Genomic DNA, 26203 nt, shown 5'->3' on the forward strand with positions numbered 1-26203 from the left:
CCATCATGCGCGACGGGCCGGCGTCGCGCGGCTGCGGGGACGGTGCGCGCACCGCCCCCGCAGCGCCGCGGTTCAGCGGCAGTCGACCCCTGCGTACGGCACCGTCGTCGTGGTGCGGGCACCGTCGCCGGTCGTCGCCACGACCCGCACCTCACCGTCGGCGAGGGAGCCGCGGATCTTGAACGACGAGCGGGTGCCCTTGCCAGGGTTGAGCTTGGACTTCACGTCGTCTCCGAGCACGGTCTCCACCGCCACCGTGACGGGCGCGCCGTGCTCGTTCGCCACCGTGACATGCACCCAGGCGTTCGGACCACGGCACTCGGTCGAGACCTGCACCGCGGTCGGCACGGCGCTGCCGGTGAGCTCCATCGCGAACAGGGTCAGGCCCTGGCCGGTCACCGGGCTCCCTTCCGGCAGCGTGACGCTCGCCACCGGCTTGCCCGAGAGCGGGATCCGCTGCGCGAACACCGACGCGGGCGCGGCGATCGTCGAGACGGTGCCGCCGAGGTACGGCTTCGTCCGCTGGAGGTACGACGTGGCGCTCGCGAGCAGCGCCGTGCCCGCAGCATCCGTCGACGCATCGCTCCAGAGCGGCAGCGCGAGCTGCACCTGCTGGGTCGTCCCGTCGACGTAGCGCACGGTCGCAGTGCCTGACGTCGCGACCCCTGCGGAGAAGCCGGCGACGATGAGCTCGTCGCCCTCGCCCTCGAGCGACACCCGCTGGCCGGCGACCTTGATCGCGTCGGGTGTGCCGACCGCGGTCGGGTGCCAGTCCAGTTCGGAGCCGAACGCCGTGGCTTTCGCGCCGACAGCGAGTCCCGCGTCGGCCAGCGCCTCGGCCGAGAACACCCGGAAGTCCGCGGTGACGGCACCGTTGCGTGCATTCGCGGTGGAGGCGACCGCCGTCTGGTTCACGAGCGCGTCGAACGGAAGCGGCGCCACCTCGACGCCCGACCCCTGGTAGGCGCCGATGTTCGGCGTCGCGGGGATCGGGTTGCCGAAGAAGTCGCGGTCACCGGCGTCCGAGATCGGCACGCCCGCGCCGAGGAGCGGCGAGCCGACGGCGAGCTGGTAGCCGGGGAGTGCACGGGTGAGCTGCCCGCTGCCGGCGGCGATGAGCTGGGGGTCGCCCACGACGGCGCCCGTCTCGGCGGACACCGGCTGGATGCCGCCGAAGTACGCGTTGTTCGCGTACACCGCGTTCGCCGTCTTGAACGTGCCGCCCTGCGAGATGAAGATGTTGTTCTTCACCTGCCGCGGCGCGGTCATGTCGTCCTCGAAAGGCCGGTTCAGGCACGAGAACGTGTTGTTGTAGATCAGATGCTGGCCGGGTCCGCCGCTGGCGCCGCCCAGGCGGCAGTCGTCCTGCGACACGTTGTACCGAAGGATGGCGTTCGCGGTGGTCGATGCCGTGCCGCAGCCGGAGATGCAGTCCAGGTAGAACCCGCCGGCGTTGCCGTACGAGTAGTTGTACTGGAACGTGCAGCTGCCCTTGATCTTCATGTCGCAGTCCCACGCGGTCGAGTCGTAGGTCGACGCGACGCTGTTGCCCACCACGTTGTACTGGAACAGCGGGTCGACCGAGTTGTACGGCCACATGCCGGCGAAGTTGCCCTTGAGGAAGGGGTACTCGCCGTGTCCGAGATCGATCGCCGAGTTGTACTCGATGACAGGCTTGTCGGAGTTGTGGATCACGATGCCGTCGCCGCCGACGGCGCGGATGTCGTTGCGCGCGACGTAGACGTCGGTGTTGTAGTGCTTGGTCGTATCGGGCGCCGAGAGCTTGATGCCGCCGGCGGCGGTGTCGTTCACGACGTTGTCGGTGACGGTGATGCCGTCGAACCAGCCGATGCCGTCGCCGAGCACCGAGATGCCGGCCGAGCGCGAGAAGGCGTTGCCCAGGCTCGTCTTGTCGGACCAGCCGGCGACCCGCTCGACGTGGTTGTGCGTGAGCACCACGCCGCTGCGCTTCGAGCCGTCGTTGATCTCGGAGAGGATGCCGACGCGGCGCTGGTCGGGGGTGCCCGGGTTGATCACGCGCATACCGTCGACGGTCCAGTTGCTGACATTGAGGAGGTGGATGCCGGCGAGCCGGCCGTCGCCGTTGATCGTCGCGGGTGCGTCGCCGTCGCCGTAGGGGGAGACGGTGATCGGCGCGGTGCCGAGACCGGATCCGGTCGGGGCGAAGGTGCCCACGCACTCGGAGCCGCGCTTGAAGCGCACGGACTGACCGGGCTGGAACGGCTGAACCGCCGCGAGCTGGTCGAGCGCGGTGAACGGTGCGGACTCGGTGCCGGTGCCGGCGCCGGTCGCCGAGCAGTCCACGAAGTAGACCGTGTCGGACACGGCGACGACGTGTGCCGCGAGCTCTCCCTGCGCGATCGCGCCGAACAGCGACGCGGCGCGCGCCGTGATCGCGTACTCGCCCGCAGCGGTGCCGGCGGGCACGACGAACGACGCGGTGGCGCGGCCGGCGTCGTCGGAGTTCACCACGACCTCGGTGCCCGCGAAGCCGACAGTCACCGGTACGCGCGCTCCCGCGCCGTCGACGGTGACCGCGACGGGAACGCCTGGAGCGAGCAGCGAGAGGTCGACGTCGTTCGGGGTGATGGTCAGCGGCTGTGCGAGGTAGCCGTCCGTGCAGTTGATGCGGAGGTCTGCCCAGTCGGCGTGGTCGTTGCCGTTGCCCTCCGCGCCCGGCTCGGCGATGAGCTCGACGGTGCCCGCACCGCGCAGGTCGAGGTTGAGCCGGCCCGCGGGGTCGGTGCCCTTGCGTTCCATCCGGAACTTCTCGGCGCCGTCGACCTTCACCACGAAGTCCACGCGTCCCTTGCCGGACTGGCTGTCGTCGATGCCGACGTAACCCAGCAGCTGCGTGCACTGCTGCGCGAGGTGGTACACGATGCGCGCGGACGCGTGCGTGCCCAGTCCCTTCGGGAACTTCGTCCCGCGGATGGACTGGATCGCCCGGTCCGCATCGGGTACAGCACGGGCGCCGTTGTTGTAGTCGCGCTCCACTGGACCCCAGCCGTTGTCGGCCGAGACCCAGTCCAGATCGCTGGCGTAGTGCACCGCGCCGCCCAGACCGTCTGCCGCGATGGCCGCGGGGGCCTGAAGACCCCCGAGACAGAATGCGCCGACGGTCGCTGCGACGAGCAGCTTCATCCGCTTGGTGGGCAAGATTCCTCCTCGAATCACACGGCCCGCCGCCGGAGTGACGGGGGGCCGCGAGCCATCGTTCCAGCGGGTGTTCGAATTAGCGATCGAAATGAACACACCTGAACATCGAGGGTGCGGACGCAAACGGGACGACCGGAGAGACGGCAGAGACCCCGGCGCGCGTGCGCCGGGGTCTCTGGACTCGTGGACTAGCGGACGCCCTTGGCCGGTGTGGCCTCGAACGCCTTCTCGATCTCCTGCGTGAAGGTGTTGCCCTCGCCGTCCTTCGCCGTGACGCGGAGGTCGACCCAGCCGCCCTTGTCGGACACCGGGATCTCGGCCGAGTAGCCGCTGACCCATGCGCGCGACACCGCGAAGATGTCGCCGTCGCCCTCCACCGCGCCGGTAGGGGCATCCGTCTTCGCGCTCTTCAGCGCGACCTTCACCCATTCGCCGCCCGCGGTGCGGGCTTCGAGCGTCGCATCGGTGATCGCGCCGGCCGGTGCGGTGCCGGCGACGTGGCCGAGCTCGAGGCCGAGCGGGATCGCTGAGCCCTTGCGGCGGCCTTCGCCGACGCGGTTCTCGTCGTTCACGTCGACGTCGTAGTACGCCTGGATCAGGGGCAGCAGCCGGTAGTCCCAATCGCCGAGCTTGCCCGACGCGCGGAAGCTCCAGTCGCTGACAGTCTTCGTCGACCCGGCGAGGTGCGAGCCGTCGTGCGTCGCGGTGCTGACCACGCGCCAATCGTGCTCGCCGTCGGGCAGGTCGAACACGTTCGCGCCCTGGTGCTCCTTCTGGGCGAAGAGCTCCCCGTCGAGGTAGATGTCGGTCAGCTGCTGCACCGTGGACGGCTCCGTCCACGTGTCGAAGGTGCCGGTGTGCTCGCCGTCACCGCCGTCCGCCCAGCTCGGGATGTTGATCTGGGCGTAGTCCGACACGAGGTACGGCACCCAGAATCCCGTGCCGACGTACGGCCGCACGACGCCGCCGTAGTAGTCGGCCTCGGCGCGCTCGCCGCGGTCGTAGGTGCGCTTGATGTCGCGCATCTCCCAGCCGACCGAGGTGATGAACGCCCCCTGGTACCAGCGCAGGCCGTCGGTGTTCACCCATTCCTCACGCTCGATGCCGCGCTGCGTGCGCAGGGGGAACCCGCTGCCGTACTCCGCACCGGGGACGAAGTCGTACCGGAACTCGCCGATCTCCTCCGCCTGCCCGATGTACCGGGTGTCGATGCGGGCGAGATCCTTGGCGCTGTGGCGGTAGGCCATGTCGGCCGGGATCTCACCGTCGCCGAAGTGGGCGATGTCGTAGGTCACCTCCGAGGTCGGTTCTCCGACGGCCGAGAGCGTGACCTTCTTGTGGCCACTGAGCTGCTTCAGCAGCTCGCGCCCCTCGACACCGCTGATCGCGGCGACCGGGATCCCGACGTTCGTCGTGAAGTCCTCGGAGCCGACCCATTCGCTGAGCTCTCCGTCGCCGTCGTTGACGACGATCAGCAGCTTGGCGCCCGCGGCGGCCGCGTTCGCGGCGCGAGCGGATGCTGAGACCTCCGCCGACCGGGTGACCACCGCGATCTTGTCCTTGACTCCCGCTGCCGCGAACTCCTCGACGCTGCCCTTGCCGGCATCCACGGCTGCCGCCTTGAACGAGCCGTCGAGGAACGTCGAGCCGATCTGCACGATGAGGTCGAGCGGGGTCTTTCCGGCCGCGACGGTCAGCATCGGCGTCTGCAGACGCCAGCGCGTCGCCCACGAGAAGTCGGCGTCGTCGACCTTCATGGGCTGCGCCCACATCTCGTCGGTCCACACCGGCATCATCGCGCTCGCCGCGAAGTCGTCGACGGTGACATCCATGCGGCGGAACACCTGGTCGAGACCCGTCTGACCGACGTCGACCGTGACCTGCTTCGCCGTGCGCGCGTCGAGCGCGACGGTGCGGTTCTGGTCGAGCTCGAGCGTCGGCTCGCCGACGAGGACGCTCGCGATCGTGTCGGGCGTGCGGTTCAGCTCCATGAACGACATGACCGTGTAGTCGCCCTTCATGAGGCGCAGCGTCGTCTCGCCCTCGACGAGCACCGGCTCCGCCCACTGGGTCGCGGGATCCCACAGCATCGCGTAGGTCGTCGTCGGGTTGCCGTCGAAGTCCGTCGCGGTGAGCGTCAGGTCGTACCGCTCGGCCTCGGCGATCGTGCCGAGGGCGGTGCGGGTGACCGGGTCACCGTCGACCGACGCCACGAGCGTGCCCGACAGCTGCGTGCCGGCGGGGACCTTCGCAGGATCCACCGTCAGCGTGACCGAGCGGCTCTCGCCCGCGGGGATCGTCAGGGTGTCGACGTCCATGGTGAGCGCATCGAACGCGATGCCCGCCGACAGCGGGCCCGGCTCGCCACCGCCGGCTCCGGGGGTGGTGTCGCCGAGGTTCGCGGCGAGGGTGACGGTGGTCTCGGCATCCGTGCGGTTCGTGTACTCGACCGTGCGCTCGACCGGCGTGGGCGTCTCGCCCCACATCAGCATGCCGAAGTCGCCCGATCCGGCGGCGATGATCGGCGCGTGGAGTGCGGCCGCGACGTTCACGACCCCCGTGCCACCCTGGTACGCGGTGTACCCGACATCGGTCGTGGTGCTCGCGATCGCCGCCTTGAGCTGGTCCTTCGTGTACTCCGGGTTCGCGCTCAGCAGGATCGCCGCCTCGCCCGCGACGTGCGGCGTCGCCATCGACGTGCCGCTCATCGAGATGTAGGCGCCGTCGCCGCCGCTGTCGGCCGATCGTGCGGCGGTCACGTCGTTGCCCGGTCCGGTGACATCGGGCTTGAGCGCGCCCGAGCGGGCGAGCGGGCCCTGGCTCGTGAACCAAGACAGCGCGCCCGACGGATCGTCGACCGAGCCGACGGTGAGCGCCTGCTCAGCCGAGCCCGGTGCGCCGATCGTCTCGGGTGCGCCGGCGTTGCCCGCCGCGACCACGAAGAGCGCCCCGGTCTCCTGGGAGATCTGGTTGAGCGACTCGGCCATGAGGTCCTTGCCGTCGGAGGCCTGCGTCGAGCCGAGGCTCATCGAGACGATCGGGGCGTTCTGGCCCGCCCACTCCATCGCGTCGATGATCCACGAGTCCTGGCCGTAGCCGTCGGCGCCGAGCACCTTGCCCACGAGCAGCTCCGCGCCGTCGGCCACGCCGCGGTGCGTGCCACTGCTGGCGGCGCCCGTGCCCGCGATCGTCGAGGCGACGTGCGTGCCGTGGCCGTTCGGGTCGCTGTCGACATCCTCGCCGGGCACGAAGCTCTTCGAGTCGGCGCTCACGTGACCTTGCAAGTCGGGGTGGGTGTCGTCGTAGCCGGTGTCGAGCACGGCGACGGTGACGCCCTCGCCGGTGTAGCCGTCGGCCCACGCCTCCGGGGCGTGGATGTAGGGCACGCTCGAGTCGAGCGTCGCGCGCACCTTGCCGTCGAGGTGGATCGCCTCGATGCCTCCGCCCAGCGCCGGCGTCGCCGAGAAGCTGCGGGCGGTCGGGGCGGTGAGCGCCTGCCACGCGGATGCCGCGTCGCTGTGTCCGAGCACGGCCGCGGCGCCGCCGATGCTCTCGAGCGGCGTCTTCACCTCGAGACCGGGGACCGGCGCCGAGAAGGACCGCGCCGCCGCCTCGGCCTGCTCGACGATGACCGGCGTCGCGTCGACGGACGCGTCGTCGTAGCCGTAAGCGATGAGCAGCGAGACGTTGAACAGGTCGGCGTCGAGCGCCCCCGATGCGAGGTACGGCAGCGCGGCGTCGGGCACGACGTGCAGGTCGCCCGCCGCCTCATAGGTGCGGGCGCCGGCGCCGTCGACAGCGGTGTCGATCGAGACGGCGTGGGTGCCGTCGCTCAGGTCGGTGACGGTGACGCGGTCACCCGTGATGAGGGTGACGGAGTGGGAGCTGCCGGCGACCGCCCGTGTGGTGGGGGAGTCGTCTGGGGCGGAGGTGGCGGCCGCCGGCAGGGTGGTGAGGCCGATGCCTGCGATTCCGATCGCCAGGCCGCTTGTGGCGGCGACGATCGGACGGAGGCGAGGGCCGAAGGGCTGGGGTCGTGACATGCGCGAGCCTCTCGGTGTGTGGGGATCCGTGTAACCCCCACCTTCCTGTGCTGAGTGCATAAAGTGGATGGCGGAGAAATGCCATGGCCTGCATCCGCCAATGTCGGTGGGTGACGATGAACACATGGAGAAGGTCGCCGTGCTCGATGCGCTCGGCCTCGATGAGGCCCACACCGCGGTCTACCGGTTCGTGCTGCAGCAGTCGTCGGCGTCGACCGCGGAGATCGCATCCGGCCTGAGCATGTCGCTGCCGCGCACGCGGCCGATCGTCGCCGAGCTCGAACGCCTCGGCCTGCTCGCCCGCCAGGCCGCGCGCAGTGACCGTTTCGTGGCGTCGCCGCCGTCGATCTCGCTCCGCCCCTTGCTGCTCGAGCGGGAGCGCGGGCTCACGCGCGCCCACGAGGCGCTCGTCGAGCTCAGCGACATGTACCGGCGTTCGGCCGAGCAGCGCAGCGTCGCTGACGTCGTCGACGTCGTGATCGGCGATGACGCCGTGCGCCAGCGCGTCGCGCAGCTTCAGGCGGCCTCCGTCGAGCAGGTGCGCGTGCTCGTGCTGCATGAGGTCGCGCTGCTGAGCGGCGAGGAGAACATCGAGGAGGACCGCGCCCTCGCGCGGGGCGTGCGGTATCGCGTGATCGTCGAGAACGCGGTCCTCGAACGCCCGGGCTTCCTCGACGCAGCCCGCGAGATGGCCCAGATCGGCGAAGAGATCCGGGTGCTGCCGACCTTGCCCACCCGGATGTTCATCGCGGACGACCAGATGGCGCTCGTGCCCATGCACTCGCAGGCCGAGGATCAAGGGTTCGGGGCGCTCCTCATCCACCCCAGCGGACTGCTCGACCTCGTGACCTCCATCTTCGAGGAGTACTGGCGGGCCGCCACCGAGTTTCTGCCGGTCGCCGCCGTTCCCACCGCCGACGCCGTCGACACCGACCTCCTCCGCCTGCTCCTTCTGGGGGTGACGGATGCTGCCGCGGCCGCGCAGCTCGGGATCTCACTGCGCACCGTCCAGCGCCGGGTGTCCGAACTGATGGAGACGGCAGGGGTCACCACGAGGATGCAGCTGGGGGCGGAAGCCGTCCGCCGGAACTGGGTGTGACGCGTCTGCTACCAGCCGTGGGCGTTGAACCACTCGCCGCGACGCCGGGCTTCGGCATCCGTCTCGCCTTCGTCCGCGGTGTCGTGCCCGATCAGGCGACCGGCGTCGTCGAGTGGGATGAACCTCAGGCACACCGGGCACAGCGCGCGGCCGTCGGGGAAGCCGTCGGCGAGGAGTGCGGCGGGCTCGCCCGGCTCGCCGGAGCCGGAGCAGTGCGCGGGATCCGCCCCGGCATCCGCCCACATGATCGTGCGGTGGCGGTGCAGTCCCGCGTGCCTGAGGGGGCGCGTGCAACGCCGCCCGTCGTTGCGGCTGCGGCAGAAGGTCACGACCTCGCTCATACGCCGGCCCGGGGTACGTGGCGCGGCACCCACCGCACGAAGGCGAGCGCGCCGACGAGACCGATCGCGCCCATGATCCCCGTCGCGACGGACAGCGAGGCGACGGCGGCGATGCCCGATACGAGCAGCGGTGCGACCGCGCCACCCGCGTCGGTGAGGGTTCGCCACGAGCCGAGGAAGGGGGCCGGGTCGGCCTTGGGCGCGACGTCGGCGCCGAGGGTCAGCAGAATGCCGCTCGACAGGCCGTTGCCCACGCCCAGCACCGCCGCGAACATCGCGAACCACATCGCGGCCTGGGGGAGGTCGTGCGTGAACGCGAGGGCGACGAAGCCCGCACCCATCAGGATCATGGCCGGCAGGGCGGCCCACAGTCGACCGAAGCGGTCCATGACCTGGCCGCTCGCGTAGAAGAGCGCGAAGTCGATCGCGCCTGAGATGCCGACCACGAGGGCGATCGTCTGCGCGTCGAGGCCGATAGATACACCCCACAGCGGCAGTACGACCTGGCGCGCCGAACGGACGGCCGACAGGGATGCCGCGGCCAGGCCGAGCGTCGACAGCACACGGCGGTGCCGCCACATGGTGCGGATCACGCCGGTTCCGGGACCGGTGCCGGAGGTCTCCCTCCGCGGAAGGCGGATCGAACCGGTGACCGGTTCACCCGTGTCTTCGGTGTCGACGGAAGCGTCGCGTGCCGCCTGCTCCTGCGGCATGAGGAATTGCTTCTCGGGGTCGGGGCCGAGGAGCACCAGGAGCACCGTGGCCACGAGGCATCCGCCGAAGAACCAGATCGCGGCGTGCTCGTCGTCGAACAGGGCGAGAAGGCCGGCCGCGACGAACGGCCCGACGAACATGCCGAGACGGAACGTGCCTCCCAGCAGCGACAGTGCGCGGGCGCGGAACGCCAGGGGGACACGGGTCGTCATGAACGAATGGCGGGCCAGGCCGAAGGCGGCGGCGCAGAAGCCGATGAGGAAGACCGCGAGGGCGAAGATGCCGAGCGACGGCGCCAGCGCCATACCCACCACCCCGCCGAGGGAGATGACTCCGGCGATCACCATGGTGAGCCGCTCGCCGACGCGGGCGACCGCCCAGCCGGCGGGGATGTTGCCGCAGAGCTGCCCCACGACCAGCGCGGAGGCGACGAGAGCGGCGGTGGCGACATCCGCTCCGAGCTGTGCGGCGATGACAGGGATCAGCGGGATGACCGCGCCCTCGCCGAGCGCGAACAGTACGGTGGGGCCGTAGACCATCGGCCCGAACCGCCACAGCACGTCACGAGCGGTGGGGGAGCCTGCGTGATCGGTCATCGCTTCCACGTTAGTCTGGAGTGTCATGCTCGACTTCGATCCCTCCGCCGACATCCAGGCCCTGCGTTCCACGTTCGCCGACATCAAGGCCGTGGTCGACGTCGAGGCACTCAACGCCGACATCGCCCGACTCAGCGAGGAGGCCGGCGCCCCCAATCTGTGGGATGACGTCGAGAAGGCGCAGAAGGTCACCAGCGCCCTCAGCCACCGCCAGGCCGAGCTCAAGCGCGTCACGGACGTCGAGCAGCGCCTCGATGATCTCGATGTGCTCGTCGAGCTCGCCAACGAGATGGACGACGAGGACTCCGCCGAAGAGGCGCGCCACGAGATCGCCGAACTGGAGGACATCGTCAGCCAGCTCGAGGTGCAGACGCTCCTCGACGGCGAGTACGACGAGCGCTCCGCGGTCGTGACGATCCGCTCGGGCGCGGGCGGCGACGACGCCACCGACTTCGCCGAGATGCTCATGCGCATGTACCTGCGCTGGGCGGAGCGCCACAAGTACCCGGTGAAGGTCATGGACACCTCGTACGCGGAGGGCGCCGGCATCAAGTCGGCGACGTTCGAGATCGACGCCCCCTATGCGTACGGCACGCTGTCGGTCGAGGCCGGGACCCACCGCCTCGCGCGCATCAGCCCGTTCGGCTCGGCCGACAAGCGGCAGACCTCCTTCGCGGCGGTCGAGGTCATCCCGGTGATGGAGGAGGCCGTCGAGGTCGACATCCCCGAGAACGACCTGCGCGTCGACGTCTTCCGCTCGTCCGGCCCAGGCGGCCAGTCGGTCAACACCACCGACTCTGCGGTGCGCCTGACGCACATCCCCAGCGGCATCGTCGTGTCGATGCAGAACGAGAAGTCGCAGATCCAGAACCGCGCCGCCGCCATGCGCGTGCTGCAGACTCGCCTGCTCCTGCTGCAGCGCGAGAAGGAGGCCGCGAAGAAGAAGGAGCTCGCCGGCACCATCACCGCGAGCTGGGGCGACCAGATGCGCTCGTACTTCCTGTACGGTCAGCAGCTCGTCAAGGACCTCCGGACGGGGCACGAGGTCGGCAATCCTGCGATCGTCTTCGACGGCGACCTGGACGGCTTCATCTCCGCCGGCATCCGCTGGCGCAAGCGCAAGGACGACGACGACTGATCCAGCGCGCACTCGATAAACCGATGCGCAAACGATGAGTGTCGCTGGACCGGGGCCGGTGGCGTCCGCATAGGCTCGTTAGGCCATGATCCGGTTCGAGAACGTCACGAAGCGCTTTCGCGGCACTTCCAAGCCCGCCCTGAGCGATGTCGATTTCGAGGTGCTGCGCGGGGAGTTCGTCTTCCTCGTCGGCGCGTCGGGTTCCGGCAAGTCGTCCTGCCTCCGTCTGATCCTCCGCGAGGAGACGCCGTCCGAAGGGCGTGTGGTCGTCCTCGGCCGCGACCTGCGCACGCTGTCGAACCGCAAGGTTCCGTACTTCCGGCGCCATGTGGGGGCGGTCTTCCAGGACTTCCGGCTGCTGCCGACCAAGACCGTGTTCCAGAACGTCGCGTTCACGCTGCAGGTCATCGGATCATCGCGCGGCTTCATCCAGCAGGCGGTCCCGGAGGTGCTCGCCCTCGTCGGCCTCGCCGGCAAGGAGAAGAGGTTCCCTCACGAACTGTCGGGTGGTGAGCAGCAGCGCGTGGCCATCGCCCGTGCGCTGGTGAATCGGCCCCAGATCCTGCTCGCGGACGAGCCGACCGGAAACCTCGACCCCGGGACCTCCATCGACATCATGCAGCTGCTCGCGCGCATCAACGCGGGCGGCACCACCGTCGTGATGGCCACGCACGAGGCGGGCTTCGTCGACCAGATGCAGCGCCGTGTCATCGAGCTGCGCCACGGCGAGATGATCCGCGACGAGCGCCACGGCGGGTACGGCGATCGGTCGAGCCTGCCGAGCCTCGCTCCAGAGCAGGAGCGCGGCGCCGCCGCGGTCGCCGCCCTCACCGCGGTGCTCGAGGTGCAGCGCGAAGCCGCGATCGCAGCGGCCGCAGGCCTCGATCCGACGGCCGTACAGGATGACGAGGAGCTCGTCGGCGTGGAACCGGATGCCGCGTCGCCTGCCGCCGGTGTCGCGGCGGCTGCGGCCGCCGCAGCAGCTGCGGTCGCCGTCACGGCGGCAGAGGTGCAGCAGGCGGAGGGCCTTGCACAGGCCCTCGAGGAGCCGGTCGTCGAACCCGCGCCCGCGCCCTCGGTCGAGGCATCCGCTCCCGCGAAGCCCACCCACACCCAGCCGATCCCGCTCGTCGACGCCGTCGAGCTGCAGGTCGAGGAGCTCGGTCTCGCCGATCGGCTCGGCCTCGGCGCCACCGATCCTGACGACGAAGTGGGGCCCACCTCATGAGGTTCGGACTCATCATGTCGGAGGCTTTCACGGGCCTCCGGCGCAACGTCTCGATGGTCGTCTCGGTGGTGCTGGTCACGTTCGTGTCGCTCACGTTCGTCGGTGCGGCGATCCTCATGCAGATGCAGATCGGCACGATGCGCGACTTCTGGGTCGAGCGCGCGCAGGTCGCGGTCTACATGTGCACCAGCATCTCGACGCCCGCGACGTGCTCGAACGGCGAGGCGTCGCCGGAGCAGGTCGAAGAGGTGCGCGCGAAGCTCGAGGGCAGCGCGCTGGCGCCTCTCATTCGCGACCTGACGTTCCTCGACCACCAGCAGGCGTACGACGAGCTGCTGCAGATCGCCGGCGAAGAGAACGCGAGCGTGATCACGCCCGATCAGGTCAACGAGACGTTCCGCATCACGCTGGTCGACCCCGAGCAGTCGGACGTCATCATCGAGGCCTTCAGCGGCATGCAGGGGGTCGAGCTGGTCAAGGACCAGATGCAGTACCTCGATCCGCTGTTCTCGGCCCTGACGATCGCCACCTACATCGCGGTCGGCATCGCCGTGCTCATGCTGATCGCCGCGGTGCTGCTGATCGCGACCACCATCCGGCTCTCCGCGTTCGCGCGAAGGCGGGAGCTCGGGATCATGCGCCTGGTCGGGGCATCCAACCGCTTCATCCAGACCCCGTTCATCCTCGAGGGTGTGATCGCGGCGCTGCTCGGGTCCATCCTCGCCAGCGCGGCCGTGATCGCCGGCGTGCACTTCGGCGTGAACAACTATCTGCGCAACCGCGTCGACTTCGTCACGACCTGGGTCGGCATGGCGGACGCGTGGCTCGTGGTGCCCGTCTTGATCCTGGTCGGTGTGGTGCTCGCTGCGCTGTCGGCGAGCTTCGCGATCCGCAGGTGGCTGCGCGCGTGATCGTCCACCCCGTCGCGGGGGTAGACTGACAGGCTGCCGTCCGGGTTGGGCGGCATCAGCGAGGAGACATCATGCCCAGGGAACGCGGGGAGAAGGTCGTGGCGACCAATCGTCGCGCGCGCCACGAGTACGCGATCGAGAAGACCTACGAGGCGGGCCTCGTGCTGACCGGCACCGAGGTGAAGTCGCTGCGCGAAGGTCGCGCGAACCTCTCGGACGGCTATGCGTACATCGACAACGGCGAGGCGTACCTGGATGCGGTGCACATCCCCGAGTACTCGCAGGGCCACTGGACGAACCACTCGTCGAAGCGCACGCGCAAGCTGCTCCTGCACAAGGAGGAGATCGTCAAGCTCTCGCACGCCATCTCGGCGGGCGGCTACACGCTCATCCCTTTGAAGCTGTACTTCTCGGACGGCCGCGCCAAGGTCGAGATCGCCGTCGCCAAGGGCAAGCGCGAGTTCGAGAAGCGCCAGACGATCCGCGAGCGCGAAGACAAGCGCGAGGCGGAACGCGCGATGCGTTCGCGCAACCGCCTCGGCGAGTAGAGCGTCAGCTCACTGCTTCCGCCGCGTCCGCGCCGTGCGCGGCGCTGTCGCTGAACGCCGTCTTCGGGACGAAGCACAGCAGCACCGCGGCGGCCAGCGCGGTCACGCCGCACACCACCCACACCGTGACATAGCCCGAGAACGATCCCGCGGTGCCCTCGGTCGCCGCGCCGGTCGCGCCGTGCAGCAGCGCGATGCCGAACACGCACGACGCGATCGCACCGCCGACGGTCTTGACCGAGTTCGTGAGACCGGTCGCGACACCCGTCTGGGTGGGAGGGGCGGCGGATGCTGCGGCCGCAGGCAGCGCCGCGACCAGCGCTCCCGACCCGAGGCCGACGACCACCATGTTCACGATGACCTGGGTGTAGGTGTCGTGGAACGGCAGGAACATGAGGAACCCGATGCCGACCAGCGTCGCCGCACCGATGAGAGTCAGGCGGGGTGCGGTGAGCCGGGCGATGAGCGGGAACAGCAGGGCGCCCGTGATCATCGCGATGAGGTAGACCCCGATGATGAGCGAGGTCTGGAAGCCGGTCGTGCCGAGGCCGTATCCGTACACCGACGGGTCGGTGCGGGCGAAGGTCGACAGCGGGGCCTGCGCGCCGAGCACGCTCACACCGAACAGGCCGGCAGTGAGGAAGACGGGCCCGAGGGCAGGGGAGCGGAACATCCGCACATCGATGAGCGGATCGTCGTGCCGGAGCTCCCACAGCGCGAAAGGCACCACGAGCAGCACTCCGAGAGCCGTGACGAGCCAGGCGATCGGATCAGCCGGGCCGTTGAGGCGCAGCAGGCTGAGCCCGCCGGTGAAGGCGACGAGCGCGAGCGAGATCAGCACCAGGCCCACGTTGTCGAGGCGGCCGCCGGTCGGTTCGGGCGACTCCTTGACCCCGAACAGGATCACGAAGAAGCACGCGACGACGAGCAGGGCGGGCACGAGCAGCACGATCCACAGCGGCAGGCTGTCGATGAGCATGCCGCCCACCAGGGCTCCCGTGATGGCGCCGGTCTCGAGCGCCGCCACGAGGAATCCGGCGGCTCGGGCCGTGATGGTCGCCCGGCCCTCCATGCGCCGTGAGCGAGACCAGATCAGGGCGATCTCCAGAGGCAGCCACACGACGTAGAAGCCCTGGATGGCCCACGCCGCGAGGAAGACGCCGAACGAGTCGGTGAACGGCAGGACGAGGGATGCCGCGGCCGTGATCGCCGTCGAGATCACCAGCATCCGCTTGTGCCCGACCATGTCGCCGAGCTTCGCGAACGCGGGGACGACGAGCGCCGAGAGCATGAGCTGCGTGCCCTCGAGCCAGTTGACGTCGGCGTCGTGCACTCCGAGGTGACGGGCGATGTCGGTGAGCATGGGCGTGTAGAAGCCCTGGATCACACCGCTCGTGAACTCGACGAACGCGAGGAAGCCGACGACTCCCGCGAGCGCGCCGACGGTGACGCGTGAGGACACGGCGCTGCGCGTCATCGGTGCTCCTTCGCTCGGGCCCCAGACCCGGTCACTGCTGCGCTCCGCCCCGGTCATGCCGAAGGGCGGGTGCGAATCACTCTAAGCGCTGGAGGAGGGTCCGATGGAACAGCTCACCCCGCTCGAGCGCCGCGATCTCGACCCGCTCGTCGACGCCGTGGATCGAGGCGCGCTGTGCCTTGCTCATCTCGAGCGGCGCGAAGCGGTAGACCGCCGGCGAGAAGCGGTGGAAGTGCCGCGAGTCGGTTGCCGCCATCATGACGTACGGCACGGTCGCCGCGCTCGGGTGCGACACCTTCACCGCGTCCGTGATGAGTGCGAACTGCGCGTTCTTCGTCGATGACTCCGGCGACGGTCCGTCGCCCTCGAGCACCTCGACCTTCACGTGCCGGTCCGCGACCCGCTTGCGGACCCGCTTCACGGTGCTCTCGACGGACTCGCCGAGCGCGATGCGCAGGTTGAGCGTCGCCGACGCCTGGGACGGCAGCACGTTCGCGGCCGTGCCGCCGGACTGCATCGTGGCGGCGACCGTCGTGCGCACGAGCGCCGCGGGCTCGCCGCCCATCGCGGTGAAGGCGCGCGCGGTGAGCCACGGTGCCCTCGACAGCAGCCGATACAGCGCGCGAGGGATGCCGCCGGTCCGGGTCGCGAAAAGCTCCAGCATGCGCGTCACCGCCGCCGGCGTGCGTGCGGGGAACGTCTCGGGCGACAGTCGCTCGACGGCGCGCGCGATGCGCCGGACGGCGGTGCGGGCCGGGGGAGCGGACGCGTGCCCGCCCTCGCCGCGGGCGCTCAGGCGGAGCGTCAGCACGCCCTTCTCGCCCACGCCCACCATGGCCGCGGTTCCGCGGACGAAGGGAAGCGGCGCGTCCACGACCGCGCCTCCTTCGTCGAGCACGAGCCACGGCTCGACGCCGCGATCCCTGAGCGTCTCGGCGATGATGCGGGCCGCGCCACCGAACGTCTCCTCGTCGCCCCCGAACGACAGGTACACGTCGCGCACCGGAGTGAACCCCGAAGCCAGCAGGTTCTCGACGGCATCCATCACGACGACGAGCGGTCCCTTGTCGTCGAGCGCGCCGCGGCCGTACACCCAGCCACGATCGATGCGCCCCTCGAACGGCGGGTGGGTCCAGGCGTCGCTCTCGTCGACGGGGACGACGTCGAAGTGCGCCATCAACACGGTGGGCTGCGGGGCGACGCGCCCGCGCCACCGGTAGAGGATCCCCAGTTCGCCGATGCGCTCGCGCTCGAGGTGCTCGTGGACGAGCGGGTAGAGCTCGACGAGCAGGTCGGCGAACGCATCGAAGGGTCCCTGCCCGCGTTCGGCGCGCTCTGCCGACACGGTGGGCAGCTGGATCATGCGCGACAGTCGTTCGGCGATGCCCGCGCGGGGCACGACGTCGGCAGGGCTCATCGGGCGGCGAACCGGGCCTCGACGGCCGCCGAGATCACGATGTCCTCGGGCTGGAGCTGCACAGCGGGCCCCCCGCCCGCGGCGTCCATGGCGAACGACGCCTTCGCCATGAGCATGCGGGGCGACGGTGCCGCCTCGGGCCCGCTCTGCTGGGTCAGCAGTCCCACGTCGGCGAGTTCGACGGCGGTGACATCGGCGAGGCCGAGCGCCCCGGCGTACGCGCTCGCTCGTGCAACCGCCACTCCCACGGCCTGCGTGGCGACGTCCCGTTCGACGGATGCCTTCGTCTCGGGGGTGAGCTTCCACTCGATCCAGCCGAGCTGCACACCCTCGCGCTCGGCGACCTCGCCGGCCCACCACGACAGCACCGCGAAGTCGGTGAACGTGACGGAGAAGTCCACGGTCGCGTAGTGCACGGGGGCCAGGCGCTTGCCCTCGTTGTTCCAGGGGCGCTCCGACCACACCGACACCCGCTGGCTCGTCCACTCGGTGACGGTGCCCGCGGACTTGCGCGAAGCGAGGTCGTCGCGCACCGGCTCGGTGAGCGCGGCCATGCGCTCGACGACGGCGCCGCGCTCGTGTCCTTCGGCGCGGATGGTCAGGTGCGCGATCGCGCGCTCGGGGGCGATGCGGGTCTCGTGCTCCCCGCGGACGGTGATGACGACGTCGCTCATGCTCAGACCCTAACCCGTGACCGGTGGGTCAATCGGGGAAGATCTGCCCGACCGGGAGGCGCTTCTCGGCCTGGAACGCGTCCTCGGTGCGTCCGTACGCCCAGTACGCCGACAGCGACAGGTCGGCCCGCGCGACGCCGCGCTCGAGCAGGAGCGGCCGCAGCGACTTCATCGCACCGCGCTCACCATGTGCGAAGACCTGCACGCGGCCGTCCGGCCAGGCCGCAGCATCCACCGCCGCGACGAGGCGGGCGCCGGGAGCGTCGTGGTCCTCGTCGACCCACTGGACGACGGCGCCCGACGGCACCTCGATCCGGTGCGCCGGCGAACGGGTCTCGATGATCGTGGTCACCGCCGTGTCCGCGGGCAGCGCCTCGAGCGCAGACCAGATCGCCGGCATCGCCGACTCGTCGCCGATCAGCACGTGGTGATCCGCGGTGAGGTCGGGCGAGTACCCCGCTCCGGGGGACGACATCGTCAGCCGATCGCCGGGCTGCGCGTTCGCGGCCCACGGCCCGGCGATGCCGGTGTCACCGTGCACGACGAAGTCGATCTCGATGGTGCCGGCTGCGGCATCCACTCGCCGGATCGTGTAGGTGCGGATCGTCGGCAGCTCGTCGAACGACACCGTCTCGCGCAGCGTGGCGAGGTCGTACGGCGGCTCGAGCGCGCTGCCCGCCGGCGGGAAGTACAGCTTCGCGTACTTGTCGGTCTCGGGTCGGTCGGCGAAGTCGGCGAACTCGTCGCCCGCCAGCGTCACCCGCACGAGGTCGGGTGAGAGCCAGACGCTCCCGGTCACGAAGAGGGTGGTCTGCGGGCGCGCGGCACGAGGTGAGGTCACCCTTACATGCTAGGCAACGGATGCTGCATCCCGGCCGGAGCCGGCCAGGAATGGCGGGGAGGGCGCATCCGTTGTATCCTGATGTGCTCGGATGCTTCGGCTCCCGAGTCTTGGCAACTCCACAGTGTGACAGCGGCCCTTCGCGAGAAGGACACCTCGAAAGAGGCAACGGGGATGATCGGTTTCGACATCGCCTGTGAATCTGCGTGAAGCGGGCCGAGGATGCAGGGTTATCTCGTAAACGCTCCTTGCAAACCAATAACTGCCGAAAAGAAGCAGTCCGCGTTCGCCCTCGCTGCCTGAGCAGCGAGCCCGACGCCGTCAATCCGTGACTGATCCCGTCACGGGTATTGGCGTCATCTAGGGATCTTGCTGCGTGACGTCGCCTGAGCGTCACGCGGGACTCTTTTCAGGATGGGCTTGTCGACTTAGGTGTCTGTGACAAAGGTCGGAGCCGAGTAGAACGATTTCATAGACTGCGCCCGGAGAAACCGCAGTTACCCAGCGATGGACGGGGGTTCGATTCCCCCCATCTCCACAGCCGTTGTCACACAGAGTTGGAGCCCCGGTCCCCGCGAGAAATCGCGAGGACCGGGGCTTTTTCTTGTCACGCGGACGAGGTCACGCCCCGGCGATCCACGCTGTGGTCTCACCGGGAAGCCGGCGTCCCTCCACGGGTTCGCTCGAGAGCGAGAGCTGCGGCCCCACCGGCAGTTCGAACGGCTCGGTCCCGAAGTTCGCGATCACGGTCCATCCGTTCGGGCGCCGGAAGGCCAGCACGTCCTCACGGCCGGTGTCGATCCACTCCAGCGACTCCCCGGTCTGCAGCACGTGGCGCAGAGCCAGCGCGTCGCGGTACAGGGAGAGGGTCGAGGCGGGATCGGCGTCCTCGACCGAGACCGCGTACTCCGCGAACCATGCCGGCTGCGGCAGATGCGTGCCGCCGGCTCCGAAGCCGAGCGACGGACCCTCGGCCGACCACGGCAGGGGGACGCGGCATCCGTCCCGTCCGATGTCCTCGCCGGGGCTGCGGAAGAAGGTCGGGTCCTGCCGCTCGGCGTCGGGGATCGCGGCCACCTCGTGCAGGCCCAGCTCCTCGCCCTGGTAGACGTACGCCGAGCCTGGCAGGCCCAGCATGAAGAGCGTCGCGGCACGGGCGCGGCGGAGCCCGCGCTCGGTGTCGAGCACCGGTGAGGTACCGCCCGAGAGCAGCCACTCGTTGCCGTGCTTGCGCGCGGGCCGTCCCTTCTCGTCGCGCTGGGGGTCGGGCAGTCCGTAGCGTGTGGCGTGGCGTACGACATCGTGGTTCGACAGCACCCACGTCGTCGACGAGCCCGACTTCGCAGCGAGCGCGAGATTGTCGCCCACGATCCGGCGGAACTGTGCGGCGTCGAAGTCCGCCTCGAGCAGGTCGAAGTTGAACGCCTGGCCGAGGCTTTCGGCGCGCGCGTAGAGCGGGATGCGCGAGGACTCGACCCACGCTTCGGCCACGGCGGTGCGCGGCGGGTCGTACGCGTCGAAGACCTCGCGCCACTCCGCGTACACCTCGTGCACGTCGTCGCGGTCGATCATCGGGTGGTTGCCGTCACGGGGCATCGAGTCGAGCACGGCCTGTGAGGGGAGCGGGTCGACGAAGTCCTTCGTGAGCATGTGGGCGACGTCGATGCGGAAGCCGTCGACACCGCGGTCGCTCCAGAACCGCAGCGTCTTCACGAAATCGGCGCGCACCTCGGGGTTGGACCAGTCGAGGTCGGGCTGCTCCACGGCGAAGTTGTGGAAGTACCACTGCCCGTCGGCGACCCGCTCCCACGCCGGGCCGCCGAAGACCGACACCCAGTCGGCGGGTGGCTCGGAGCCGTCGGGACCGGAGCCGTCGCGGAAGATGTAGCGCGCACGAGCCGCCGAGCCGCGGCCGGCGGCCAATGCCTCCTGGAACCAGGCGTGCTGATCCGACGTGTGGTTCGGCACGATGTCGACGACGACCTTGATCCCGGCGTCGTGGAGCGCAGCGAGCAGCTCGTCGAAGTCGTCGAGGGTGCCCAGTCGCGGATCGACGTCGCGGTAATCGGCGACGTCGTACCCGCCGTCGGCGAGCGCCGACGGGTAGAACGGACTCAGCCACACCGCGTCGATCCCGAGCTCTTTCAGGTACGGCACCCGCGAGGTGATGCCGCGGATGTCGCCGATGCCGTCGCCGTCGGCGTCCGCGAAGCTCCGCGGATACACCTGGTAGACGACTGCCTGGCGCCACCAGGCGGGCAGTTCGAGGTCGTGCTGGTCGGAGGAGGAGGGTGCGGGGTGCACAGTCGTCACGGAGACGCTTTCCTTTCGATGATTCGACGGGATGGATGACGGATGCCGCGGCCTCAGCCCTTGACGGCTCCTTGGGTGACGCCTTCCATGACCCATCGCTGGGTGAACAGGTAGACGACGATCGCGGGGGCCATCGCCATGAGGTACGAGGCGAACGACACGTTGTAGTTGTTGCTGAACTGGGTCTGGAAGATGTTCTGGACGACCGGCAGCGTCTGCGATGCCGGATCGGAGATGATGAGCGACGGCATCATGAAGTCGTTCCACGATGCCAGGAATGCGAAGATCCCGACAGTGGCACTCATCGGCGCGAGCAGCGGGAAGACGAGCCGCCAGAACGTCTGCCACGTCGTGGCGCCGTCGATACGGGCGCTCTCTTCGAGCTCTGCGGGGATCGACCGCAGGAACGCCGTGAACAGCAGGATGCTGAAGCTCAACTGGAACATGATGTGCAGGATCGTCACGCCTACGGGGTTGTCGAGGCCGGCGAGACCCGTCAGCTGGATCTGAGGGAGCGCCACCACCGGGAACGGCAGGAACATCGCTGCGAGCAGGTAGTAGAACGAGTAGCGGAAGAGCTTGCGATCCCAGTTGCGCGAGATGGCGAAGGACGCGAGCGCGGCCAAGATGATCGTGCCGGCCACAGTGAACGCGGTGACCAGCAGCGAGATCGTGAAGGCCCGCGGGAAGTTCGTGAGCTCCCACGCGGTCGTGAACCCGTCGAGGCTCCATGGCGCGGGCAGCGAGAACGCGTTGCCGTCGACGGCCTGCCCTTGGGTCTTGAACGCTGTCGAGATCGTGACGTACAGCGGGATCAGGACCGTGAAGGCGCACAGGATCAGCACGATCGTGCCGGACCAGTTCACGCGCTCCATCGCGAAGCGCGAGCGGGCGGGCTTGCGGGCGGCGTCGCCGTCGAGCACGCGTTCGGCGTTGATGTCCTCGATGGCGAGGGCGGCTTGCGTGGTCATCAGAACACGTTCCTTCCGCGAGTCAGACGGAGTTGGAGGAGGGAGAGGATCAGCGCGATGACGAAGAAGATCGTCGCGTTGGCCATCTGGTAGGCGTAGTCGCCACCCGAGAAGCCGGTGAAGATCGTCATCGCGATGCTGCGGGTGGCGGTGCCCGGTCCGCCGTTGGTGAGGCCGACGATGATGTCGTAGGCGTTCAGGAAGTTCTTGAAGCCGAGGATCACGTTGATCACGACGTACCCCGCGACCAGTGGCAGCGTGATCCGCAGAAGCTGCTGCGCCTTTCCTGCACCGTCGATGTCGGCCGCTTCGTACACGTCGCCCGGGATCGAAAGGAGCCCGGCGATGTAGATCAGGAGCGTCCCGGGGATCGCCTGCCAGGCGGTCACGATGACGATCGCCACCCACGCGAGGTCGGGGTTGGCGAGGATGCTCTCGCTCAGCCACGGGATGCCCCAGGCCTGCCCGAGCGCAGGCACCGAGTTCGAGAACAGGAAGTTGAAGACGTAGGCGATGATGATGCCCGAGATCACCATGGGGATCACGAAGATCGCGCGCAGCCCCGTCTTCAACCGCACCCGGGAGACGAGTCCGACAGCGAGCAGGAACGCCACCGCGTTGACGACGACGACCGTGACGGCGGCGAACCCGAAGGTGAACAGATAGCTCTGCAGGATCGCCGGATCGGTGAAGACGGCGACGTAGTTGATGAGGCCGACGAACTCCCAGTCGCCGAACCCGATCGAGTCGGTGAAGCTGAAGAAGATACCGATGACCGCGGGGATCGTGATGGCCAGCGTGAACAGCACGAGGGCGGGCAGGAGGAAGAGGTAGTAGACCCCTTCCACGCGCCGGCGCGTGCGCGGGATGGACGTTGCGCCGGCCCGTCGGCCGGTCCTGGGCACCGTGAGGGTGGCCGTGGTGGTTGCCATGAGTGCGTTCCCTTCGTATCGCCTTATCGGCGCATCGCCAGTCGGGCCCAGTCGGCGTCCATCACGCGCAGCGTGTTCTCGACGTCGGATCCGGTCACGATGCCCTGCATGTAGTTGTCGGTCGGGATGGTCAGCGGGATCGCCTTCGAAGCGCCCTGGTAGAACTTCGCGGAGTCGTAGTACTCCTTCATGCCGAGGATCCGCTCGTCGGTGACGGGTGCGGAGTCGGTGGTGGTGCCGTACCCGAGGAAGGCGGCGTTGTATTCGTCCATCACGTCCTTCTGGAAGAGGTAGCTCAAGAAGTCGCGGGCTCCCTCCTTCTGGTCGGATGCCTCAGGGATCCATGCGGCGAGGTCGATGTTGACCCGCACCTTGTTGTCGTCCGGATCGTCGGTCATCGGCAGCGGGAAGGTCCCCAAGTCGAGGTCGGGGTTCGTCTTGTCGATCTCGCCGAAGGCCCACGGCCCTTGCAGGTACATCGCCGCCTCACCCTTGGCGAACGCGAGGTTGCCGTCGCCGTAGCCCCGGCTGGCAGCATCCGCGTTCGTGTATTCGCTCGTGAGCTGCGTCATACGCTCGACCGGCTCGGCCAGTGTCTTCTCGAACGACACCGGCGAGTCGGAGCCGACCTCGGTGCCGAGCTCGTTCATCTCGTCGTAGAACGAGGCGACGTCGACCTCGCCGCCGACGGCGTAATCGAACCACCCCTGGCCGACGGTCCACGGGTCCTTGAAGGTGGCGTAGAACGGCGTGACTCCCGCCGCCTTCAGCGCGTCGCAGACCTCCACGAGCTCGTCCCACGTGGTGGGGACGTCGAGTCCCTGCTGTTCGAAGATCTGCTTGTTGTAGATGACCGAAGCCGCCATCACCGAGTACGGCAGCACGCTCGTGCGCCCGGGGTAGGTGGCGTACTGGTCGACCAGATCCTGCACCTCGGGGAGGATGCGGTCGGCCTCGGGCATGTCGCTCAGGTCACTGAGGGCGCCGCGCTCCATGAAGCGCGCCATCTCCATGTTGTAGTTGAGCAGCCCGAGGTCCGGCGGGTTGCCGCGCAGGAAGCCCGCCTGCAGATTCGAAGACGTGTCGAAGACGACCTCGACCTCCTCCTGGCTCGCGTTGTACTCCTTGATCAGATCGCGGAAGTAGGGGATCGCCTCGGGCTTGCTGAGATGGAACCTCACCTCGGCCGGCCCGGTCGATGCGCCGGAGCACGCGACCAGGGAGATGCCGAGGATCGCGATGACGGCGCCCGCCGCGCTCGCGCGGCGGAAGAAGACGGATGCTGCAGGCACGTCGTTGTCCTTTTTCCGTGGGTTGTGAGGTCTTGTTAGTTCGAAGAGTAGATTTACTCGTCAAATCAACTAGGTGTGGACCATAATGCTGAGGAACGCGTGAAAGGTCAAGACCTCGATGTCACAATCGCTGCTCACCCCGACGGCACTGCGTCGCGCGAGCCTGGACGCCGTGCTCGGCTTCGCCTGGGAGGCCGACGCGCTGACAGCCTCGGACGTGATCGAGCACGTCGGGCTCACGCGGTCCACCGCCATCGACGTCGTCGACGAACTCGTCGAGCGCGGCCTGCTCGCGGAGCTGCCGAACGCCCGTGCCGTGGGGGAGTACCAGAAGGGGCGGCCGGCTCGACGGTTCGCCTTCCGCGCGGACACGGGATTCGTGGTCGGGCTGGACGCCGGTCGCGCGCGCCTCACGGCGACGGTCGCCGATCTCCGGGGCGGCACGCGGGGTGTGAGCCATCTGGCCGCGGACGCCGCTCAGGATTCGGCGGAAGACCGGCGTCGCGACGCCGCGCGTGTCGTCGACGATGCGCTTTCGGCCGCCGGGATCACGCGCACCGACGTCGTCGCGGTGTGCGTCGGCGTTCCGGCGCCCGTGGACCGGAACGGCTCGTCGCCTCCTCACCGCGACGATTTCTGGCACCGCATGAACCCGTCGTTCGGCGACCTCTTCGGCGATTGGGCGCCGATCGTGCGGGTCGAGAACGACGCGTCGCTCGCGGCGGTGGCGGAGCGGGCGGTCGGTGCGGCCGTCGGCTACGACGACTTCGTGACGCTGCTCGCGGGAGAGCGCCTCGGCGCGGGGGTCTGGGTCGACGGGACGCTGCTGCGGGGTGCGCATGGCGGGGCGGCCGAGATGGTCGCCTTCGACCACGTCGCGGGCGTCGAAGGGGCGTGGGGGCTCGGATACCGGGTGGCCGAACTGGCACGTCGTGCGCTCGCGAAGGGGTCGCTTCCGGCGTCGAGCGCGCTGCGTGGGCTGGACCCCGCCCAGATCGACGCCAAGACCGTGCTCACGCTCGCGGCGGAAGGCGACGCGGGTGCGGCCCTCGTCGCGCGGCAGGTGGGAGAGACGCTCGCCGTCATCGCCGGCGTCCTGGGCAGCCTCTTCGATTCCCGGCGGATCATCGTCTCCGGCGCCGTTGCCGCCGGCGCGGGGCCGGTGATCGACGCCGCACTCGACGCGCTGCCGCAGGAGCTCGACCTGCCCGCACCCGAGATCGTCGCGTCCGACCTGGGCGCCGACATCGTGTCGGTCGGAGCCGTGCGCGCCGCCGTCGAGGCGGCGCGCACGGGTGCGCTCGATCTGCCCCGGTTCGCAGTCGCTAGCTGACTCGCCAGAGCTCAGCGAGCCGATCGGCCACGGTGATGGCCTGCTCGTAGCCGGCCCGCGCCGCGGGGGGACGGGTCAGCGGGTTCATCATGTTGTCGCCGAACGCGGCCACCGAGGCGGCGTCGGGGAAGACCGTCTCGACGCTGCTTCCCTGCGCGCGCAGCTGATCGACCTGCGTGGCCAGGTGCGTGCCCCACTCCACCGGGGTGAACGACCGACCGCCGAGAGGTGACAGCACCAGCACGCGCTCGTAGCCGGCCGCGAGGTCTGCGTTGTCGGCGTTGGACCGGTAGCCCCCGTCGATGTAGCGGGCGTCGCCGATGCCGTAGGCGAAGCCGCCGGCGCAGCTCGCGGCCACCGCGTCCACGAGGTCGATCCCGCTGTCGCGATCGAACAACGCGGGCGCGCCCCCGCGCGCGTCGACGGCGGTGACGACGATCCGCTGCCGCGGCCAGAGCGCTGTCGGGAACCGGGCGGCGACCGTCGCCCGCCATTGCGCAGACGTAGTGGCCGCGGCATCCTTCTCGAGCTCCTCGCCCATCTTGCGGCGCCAGTCGTCCGCGTCGGAGGCATCGGCGATGATCGCCTTCATCCGGTCCAGGTGATGTGACTGCAGGCTGGGTCCGGCGGGACGCGGGCGGGAGCCGCCTGGCCCGGAGGGCGGTGGCGAGCTGGAGATGGTCGCAGCGAACAGGTCGGAGGGGGCGGTGCTGGTCACCTGTGCCGCGGCGGTCGATCCGGCCGAGGTCCCGACGATGAGGTCGGCGTCGGTCACGTCCAGCCCGGTCTCAGCGAGGCCGGCGATGACACCGATCAGCCAGGCGTTGCCTGCCGATCCTCCGCCGCCGAGGACGAGTGCCCGACGCGGGACGGGGTGAGATGAAGATGCTGAGTTCATGGGAGTCGCCTTTCGCGATTGCGTTGGGGGCTCCCGTACGGCTATGTCGGCCGTTCGATCGTGCGCTGCGGGAGAGCACCCCATGGGGATACTGCGTTCATGGGTCTCACCTCCCGTCGTCGATCACGATCGCCGGCAAGCCTCGCACGCGGACGTTTCGGCCGCAAGCCGGCAGACCTCGTGGTCCGTCCCCGCGCGGACCGGCGCCTGCGATCGCGCGCAGGCGCCGGTCGGTGATCTCGGGGTGTCGCCCCCGC

19 protein-coding genes and 1 other RNA gene are annotated in these 26203 nt (G+C 69.4%); 7 read left to right on the top strand and 13 right to left on the bottom strand.

Annotated features, from left to right (window positions below; translation table 11 throughout):
• Positions 1 to 72: 72 nt before the first annotated feature.
• Positions 73 to 3180: an NPCBM/NEW2 domain-containing protein gene (locus ACFC1K_RS12530; RefSeq protein WP_375871891.1), complete on the bottom strand. Its 3108-nt coding sequence runs from the start codon at positions 3178 to 3180 to the stop codon at positions 73 to 75.
• A gap of 188 nt (positions 3181 to 3368) precedes the next feature.
• Complete coding sequence (locus ACFC1K_RS12535) at positions 3369 to 7223, bottom strand: S8 family serine peptidase (RefSeq protein WP_375871892.1); 3855 nt, start codon at positions 7221 to 7223, stop codon at positions 3369 to 3371.
• 124 nt (positions 7224 to 7347) lie between these two features.
• Between ACFC1K_RS12535 and ACFC1K_RS12540 the strand changes: the two genes are divergently transcribed.
• The gene (locus tag ACFC1K_RS12540; protein ID WP_310291553.1) at positions 7348 to 8322 is read left to right on the top strand and encodes a transcriptional regulator TrmB; all 975 of its coding nucleotides are present in this window, start codon (positions 7348 to 7350) and stop codon (positions 8320 to 8322) included.
• An 8-nt stretch (positions 8323 to 8330) separates the two neighbouring features.
• On the opposite strand, the gene ACFC1K_RS12545 is transcribed toward ACFC1K_RS12540, so the two are convergent.
• Complete coding sequence (locus ACFC1K_RS12545; RefSeq protein WP_375871893.1) at positions 8331 to 8651, bottom strand: hypothetical protein; 321 nt, start codon at positions 8649 to 8651, stop codon at positions 8331 to 8333.
• Positions 8652 to 8659: 8 nt separating this feature from the next.
• Positions 8660 to 9973 (bottom strand): MFS transporter, encoded by a 1314-nt coding sequence (locus ACFC1K_RS12550; RefSeq protein ID WP_375871894.1) that lies wholly within the window; start codon positions 9971 to 9973, stop codon positions 8660 to 8662.
• 25 nt (positions 9974 to 9998) lie between these two features.
• Between ACFC1K_RS12550 and prfB the strand changes: the two genes are divergently transcribed.
• The 4 genes from prfB to smpB all read left to right on the top strand — a co-directional run bounded on the left by prfB (position 9999) and on the right by smpB (position 13798).
• On the top strand, positions 9999 to 11111 hold the full coding sequence (prfB, locus tag ACFC1K_RS12555; protein WP_045296898.1) for a peptide chain release factor 2: 1113 nt from the start codon (positions 9999 to 10001) through the stop codon (positions 11109 to 11111).
• Between the two features lie 85 nt (positions 11112 to 11196).
• Complete coding sequence (gene ftsE / locus ACFC1K_RS12560) at positions 11197 to 12339, top strand: cell division ATP-binding protein FtsE (RefSeq protein ID WP_375871895.1); 1143 nt, start codon at positions 11197 to 11199, stop codon at positions 12337 to 12339.
• Entirely contained in the window at positions 12336 to 13250 is a 915-nt protein-coding gene (gene ftsX, locus ACFC1K_RS12565) for a permease-like cell division protein FtsX (RefSeq protein ID WP_310250600.1), read from the top strand. Before ftsE ends, ftsX begins: the two co-directional genes overlap by 4 nt.
• Positions 13251 to 13321: 71 nt before the next feature.
• The gene (smpB, locus tag ACFC1K_RS12570; protein ID WP_045296901.1) at positions 13322 to 13798 is read left to right on the top strand and encodes an SsrA-binding protein SmpB; all 477 of its coding nucleotides are present in this window, start codon (positions 13322 to 13324) and stop codon (positions 13796 to 13798) included.
• Positions 13799 to 13802: 4 nt separating this feature from the next.
• Here smpB and ACFC1K_RS12575 read toward each other — a convergent pair whose 3' ends face one another.
• The 4 genes from ACFC1K_RS12575 to ACFC1K_RS12590 all read right to left on the bottom strand — a co-directional run bounded on the left by ACFC1K_RS12575 (position 13803) and on the right by ACFC1K_RS12590 (position 18207).
• The gene (locus tag ACFC1K_RS12575) at positions 13803 to 15275 is read right to left on the bottom strand and encodes an MFS transporter (protein ID WP_375871896.1); all 1473 of its coding nucleotides are present in this window, start codon (positions 15273 to 15275) and stop codon (positions 13803 to 13805) included.
• 76 nt (positions 15276 to 15351) lie between these two features.
• Positions 15352 to 16692 carry a M20/M25/M40 family metallo-hydrolase gene (locus ACFC1K_RS12580; protein WP_310291536.1) on the bottom strand — a complete coding sequence of 447 codons (1341 nt, stop codon included), beginning with the start codon at positions 16690 to 16692 and terminating at the stop codon, positions 15352 to 15354.
• The gene (locus ACFC1K_RS12585; RefSeq protein WP_310291531.1) at positions 16689 to 17366 is read right to left on the bottom strand and encodes an SIMPL domain-containing protein; all 678 of its coding nucleotides are present in this window, start codon (positions 17364 to 17366) and stop codon (positions 16689 to 16691) included. The genes ACFC1K_RS12580 and ACFC1K_RS12585 overlap by 4 nt, the downstream gene beginning before the upstream one ends.
• Positions 17367 to 17394: 28 nt before the next feature.
• Positions 17395 to 18207, bottom strand: a complete 813-nt coding sequence (locus ACFC1K_RS12590) for a siderophore-interacting protein (protein ID WP_375871897.1) — start codon at positions 18205 to 18207, stop codon at positions 17395 to 17397.
• Positions 18208 to 18377: 170 nt separating this feature from the next.
• On the opposite strand from ACFC1K_RS12590, the gene ssrA reads away from it, so the two are divergent.
• Positions 18378 to 18748, top strand: a transfer-messenger RNA (tmRNA) gene (gene ssrA / locus ACFC1K_RS12595).
• An 80-nt stretch (positions 18749 to 18828) separates the two neighbouring features.
• Here ssrA and ACFC1K_RS12600 read toward each other — a convergent pair.
• From ACFC1K_RS12600 to ACFC1K_RS12615, 4 genes are read right to left on the bottom strand one after another with little or no spacing between them, the layout of a single operon-like run.
• The gene (locus ACFC1K_RS12600) at positions 18829 to 20520 is read right to left on the bottom strand and encodes a glycoside hydrolase family 13 protein (protein ID WP_375871898.1); all 1692 of its coding nucleotides are present in this window, start codon (positions 20518 to 20520) and stop codon (positions 18829 to 18831) included.
• A gap of 53 nt (positions 20521 to 20573) precedes the next feature.
• Positions 20574 to 21491 carry a carbohydrate ABC transporter permease gene (locus ACFC1K_RS12605; protein WP_375871899.1) on the bottom strand — a complete coding sequence of 306 codons (918 nt, stop codon included), beginning with the start codon at positions 21489 to 21491 and terminating at the stop codon, positions 20574 to 20576.
• On the bottom strand, positions 21491 to 22423 hold the full coding sequence (locus ACFC1K_RS12610) for a carbohydrate ABC transporter permease (protein ID WP_375871900.1): 933 nt from the start codon (positions 22421 to 22423) through the stop codon (positions 21491 to 21493). Before ACFC1K_RS12610 ends, ACFC1K_RS12605 begins: the two co-directional genes overlap by 1 nt.
• Positions 22424 to 22446: 23 nt before the next feature.
• Entirely contained in the window at positions 22447 to 23715 is a 1269-nt protein-coding gene (locus tag ACFC1K_RS12615; protein ID WP_375871901.1) for an ABC transporter substrate-binding protein, read from the bottom strand.
• 118 nt (positions 23716 to 23833) lie between these two features.
• Here ACFC1K_RS12615 and ACFC1K_RS12620 point away from each other — a divergent pair, with 118 nt between their 5' ends.
• Positions 23834 to 25048, top strand: a complete 1215-nt coding sequence (locus tag ACFC1K_RS12620; protein WP_375871902.1) for an ROK family protein — start codon at positions 23834 to 23836, stop codon at positions 25046 to 25048.
• Here ACFC1K_RS12620 and ACFC1K_RS12625 read toward each other — a convergent pair.
• On the bottom strand, positions 25041 to 25946 hold the full coding sequence (locus ACFC1K_RS12625) for a patatin-like phospholipase family protein (RefSeq protein ID WP_375871903.1): 906 nt from the start codon (positions 25944 to 25946) through the stop codon (positions 25041 to 25043). The two genes, ACFC1K_RS12620 and ACFC1K_RS12625, sit on opposite strands and share 8 nt — an antisense overlap.
• Positions 25947 to 26203: the final 257 nt, after the last annotated feature.

The organism is Microbacterium sp. NPDC056057, assembly GCF_042266945.1.
GTDB classification, from domain to species: Bacteria; Actinomycetota; Actinomycetes; order Actinomycetales; family Microbacteriaceae; genus Microbacterium; species Microbacterium trichothecenolyticum_C.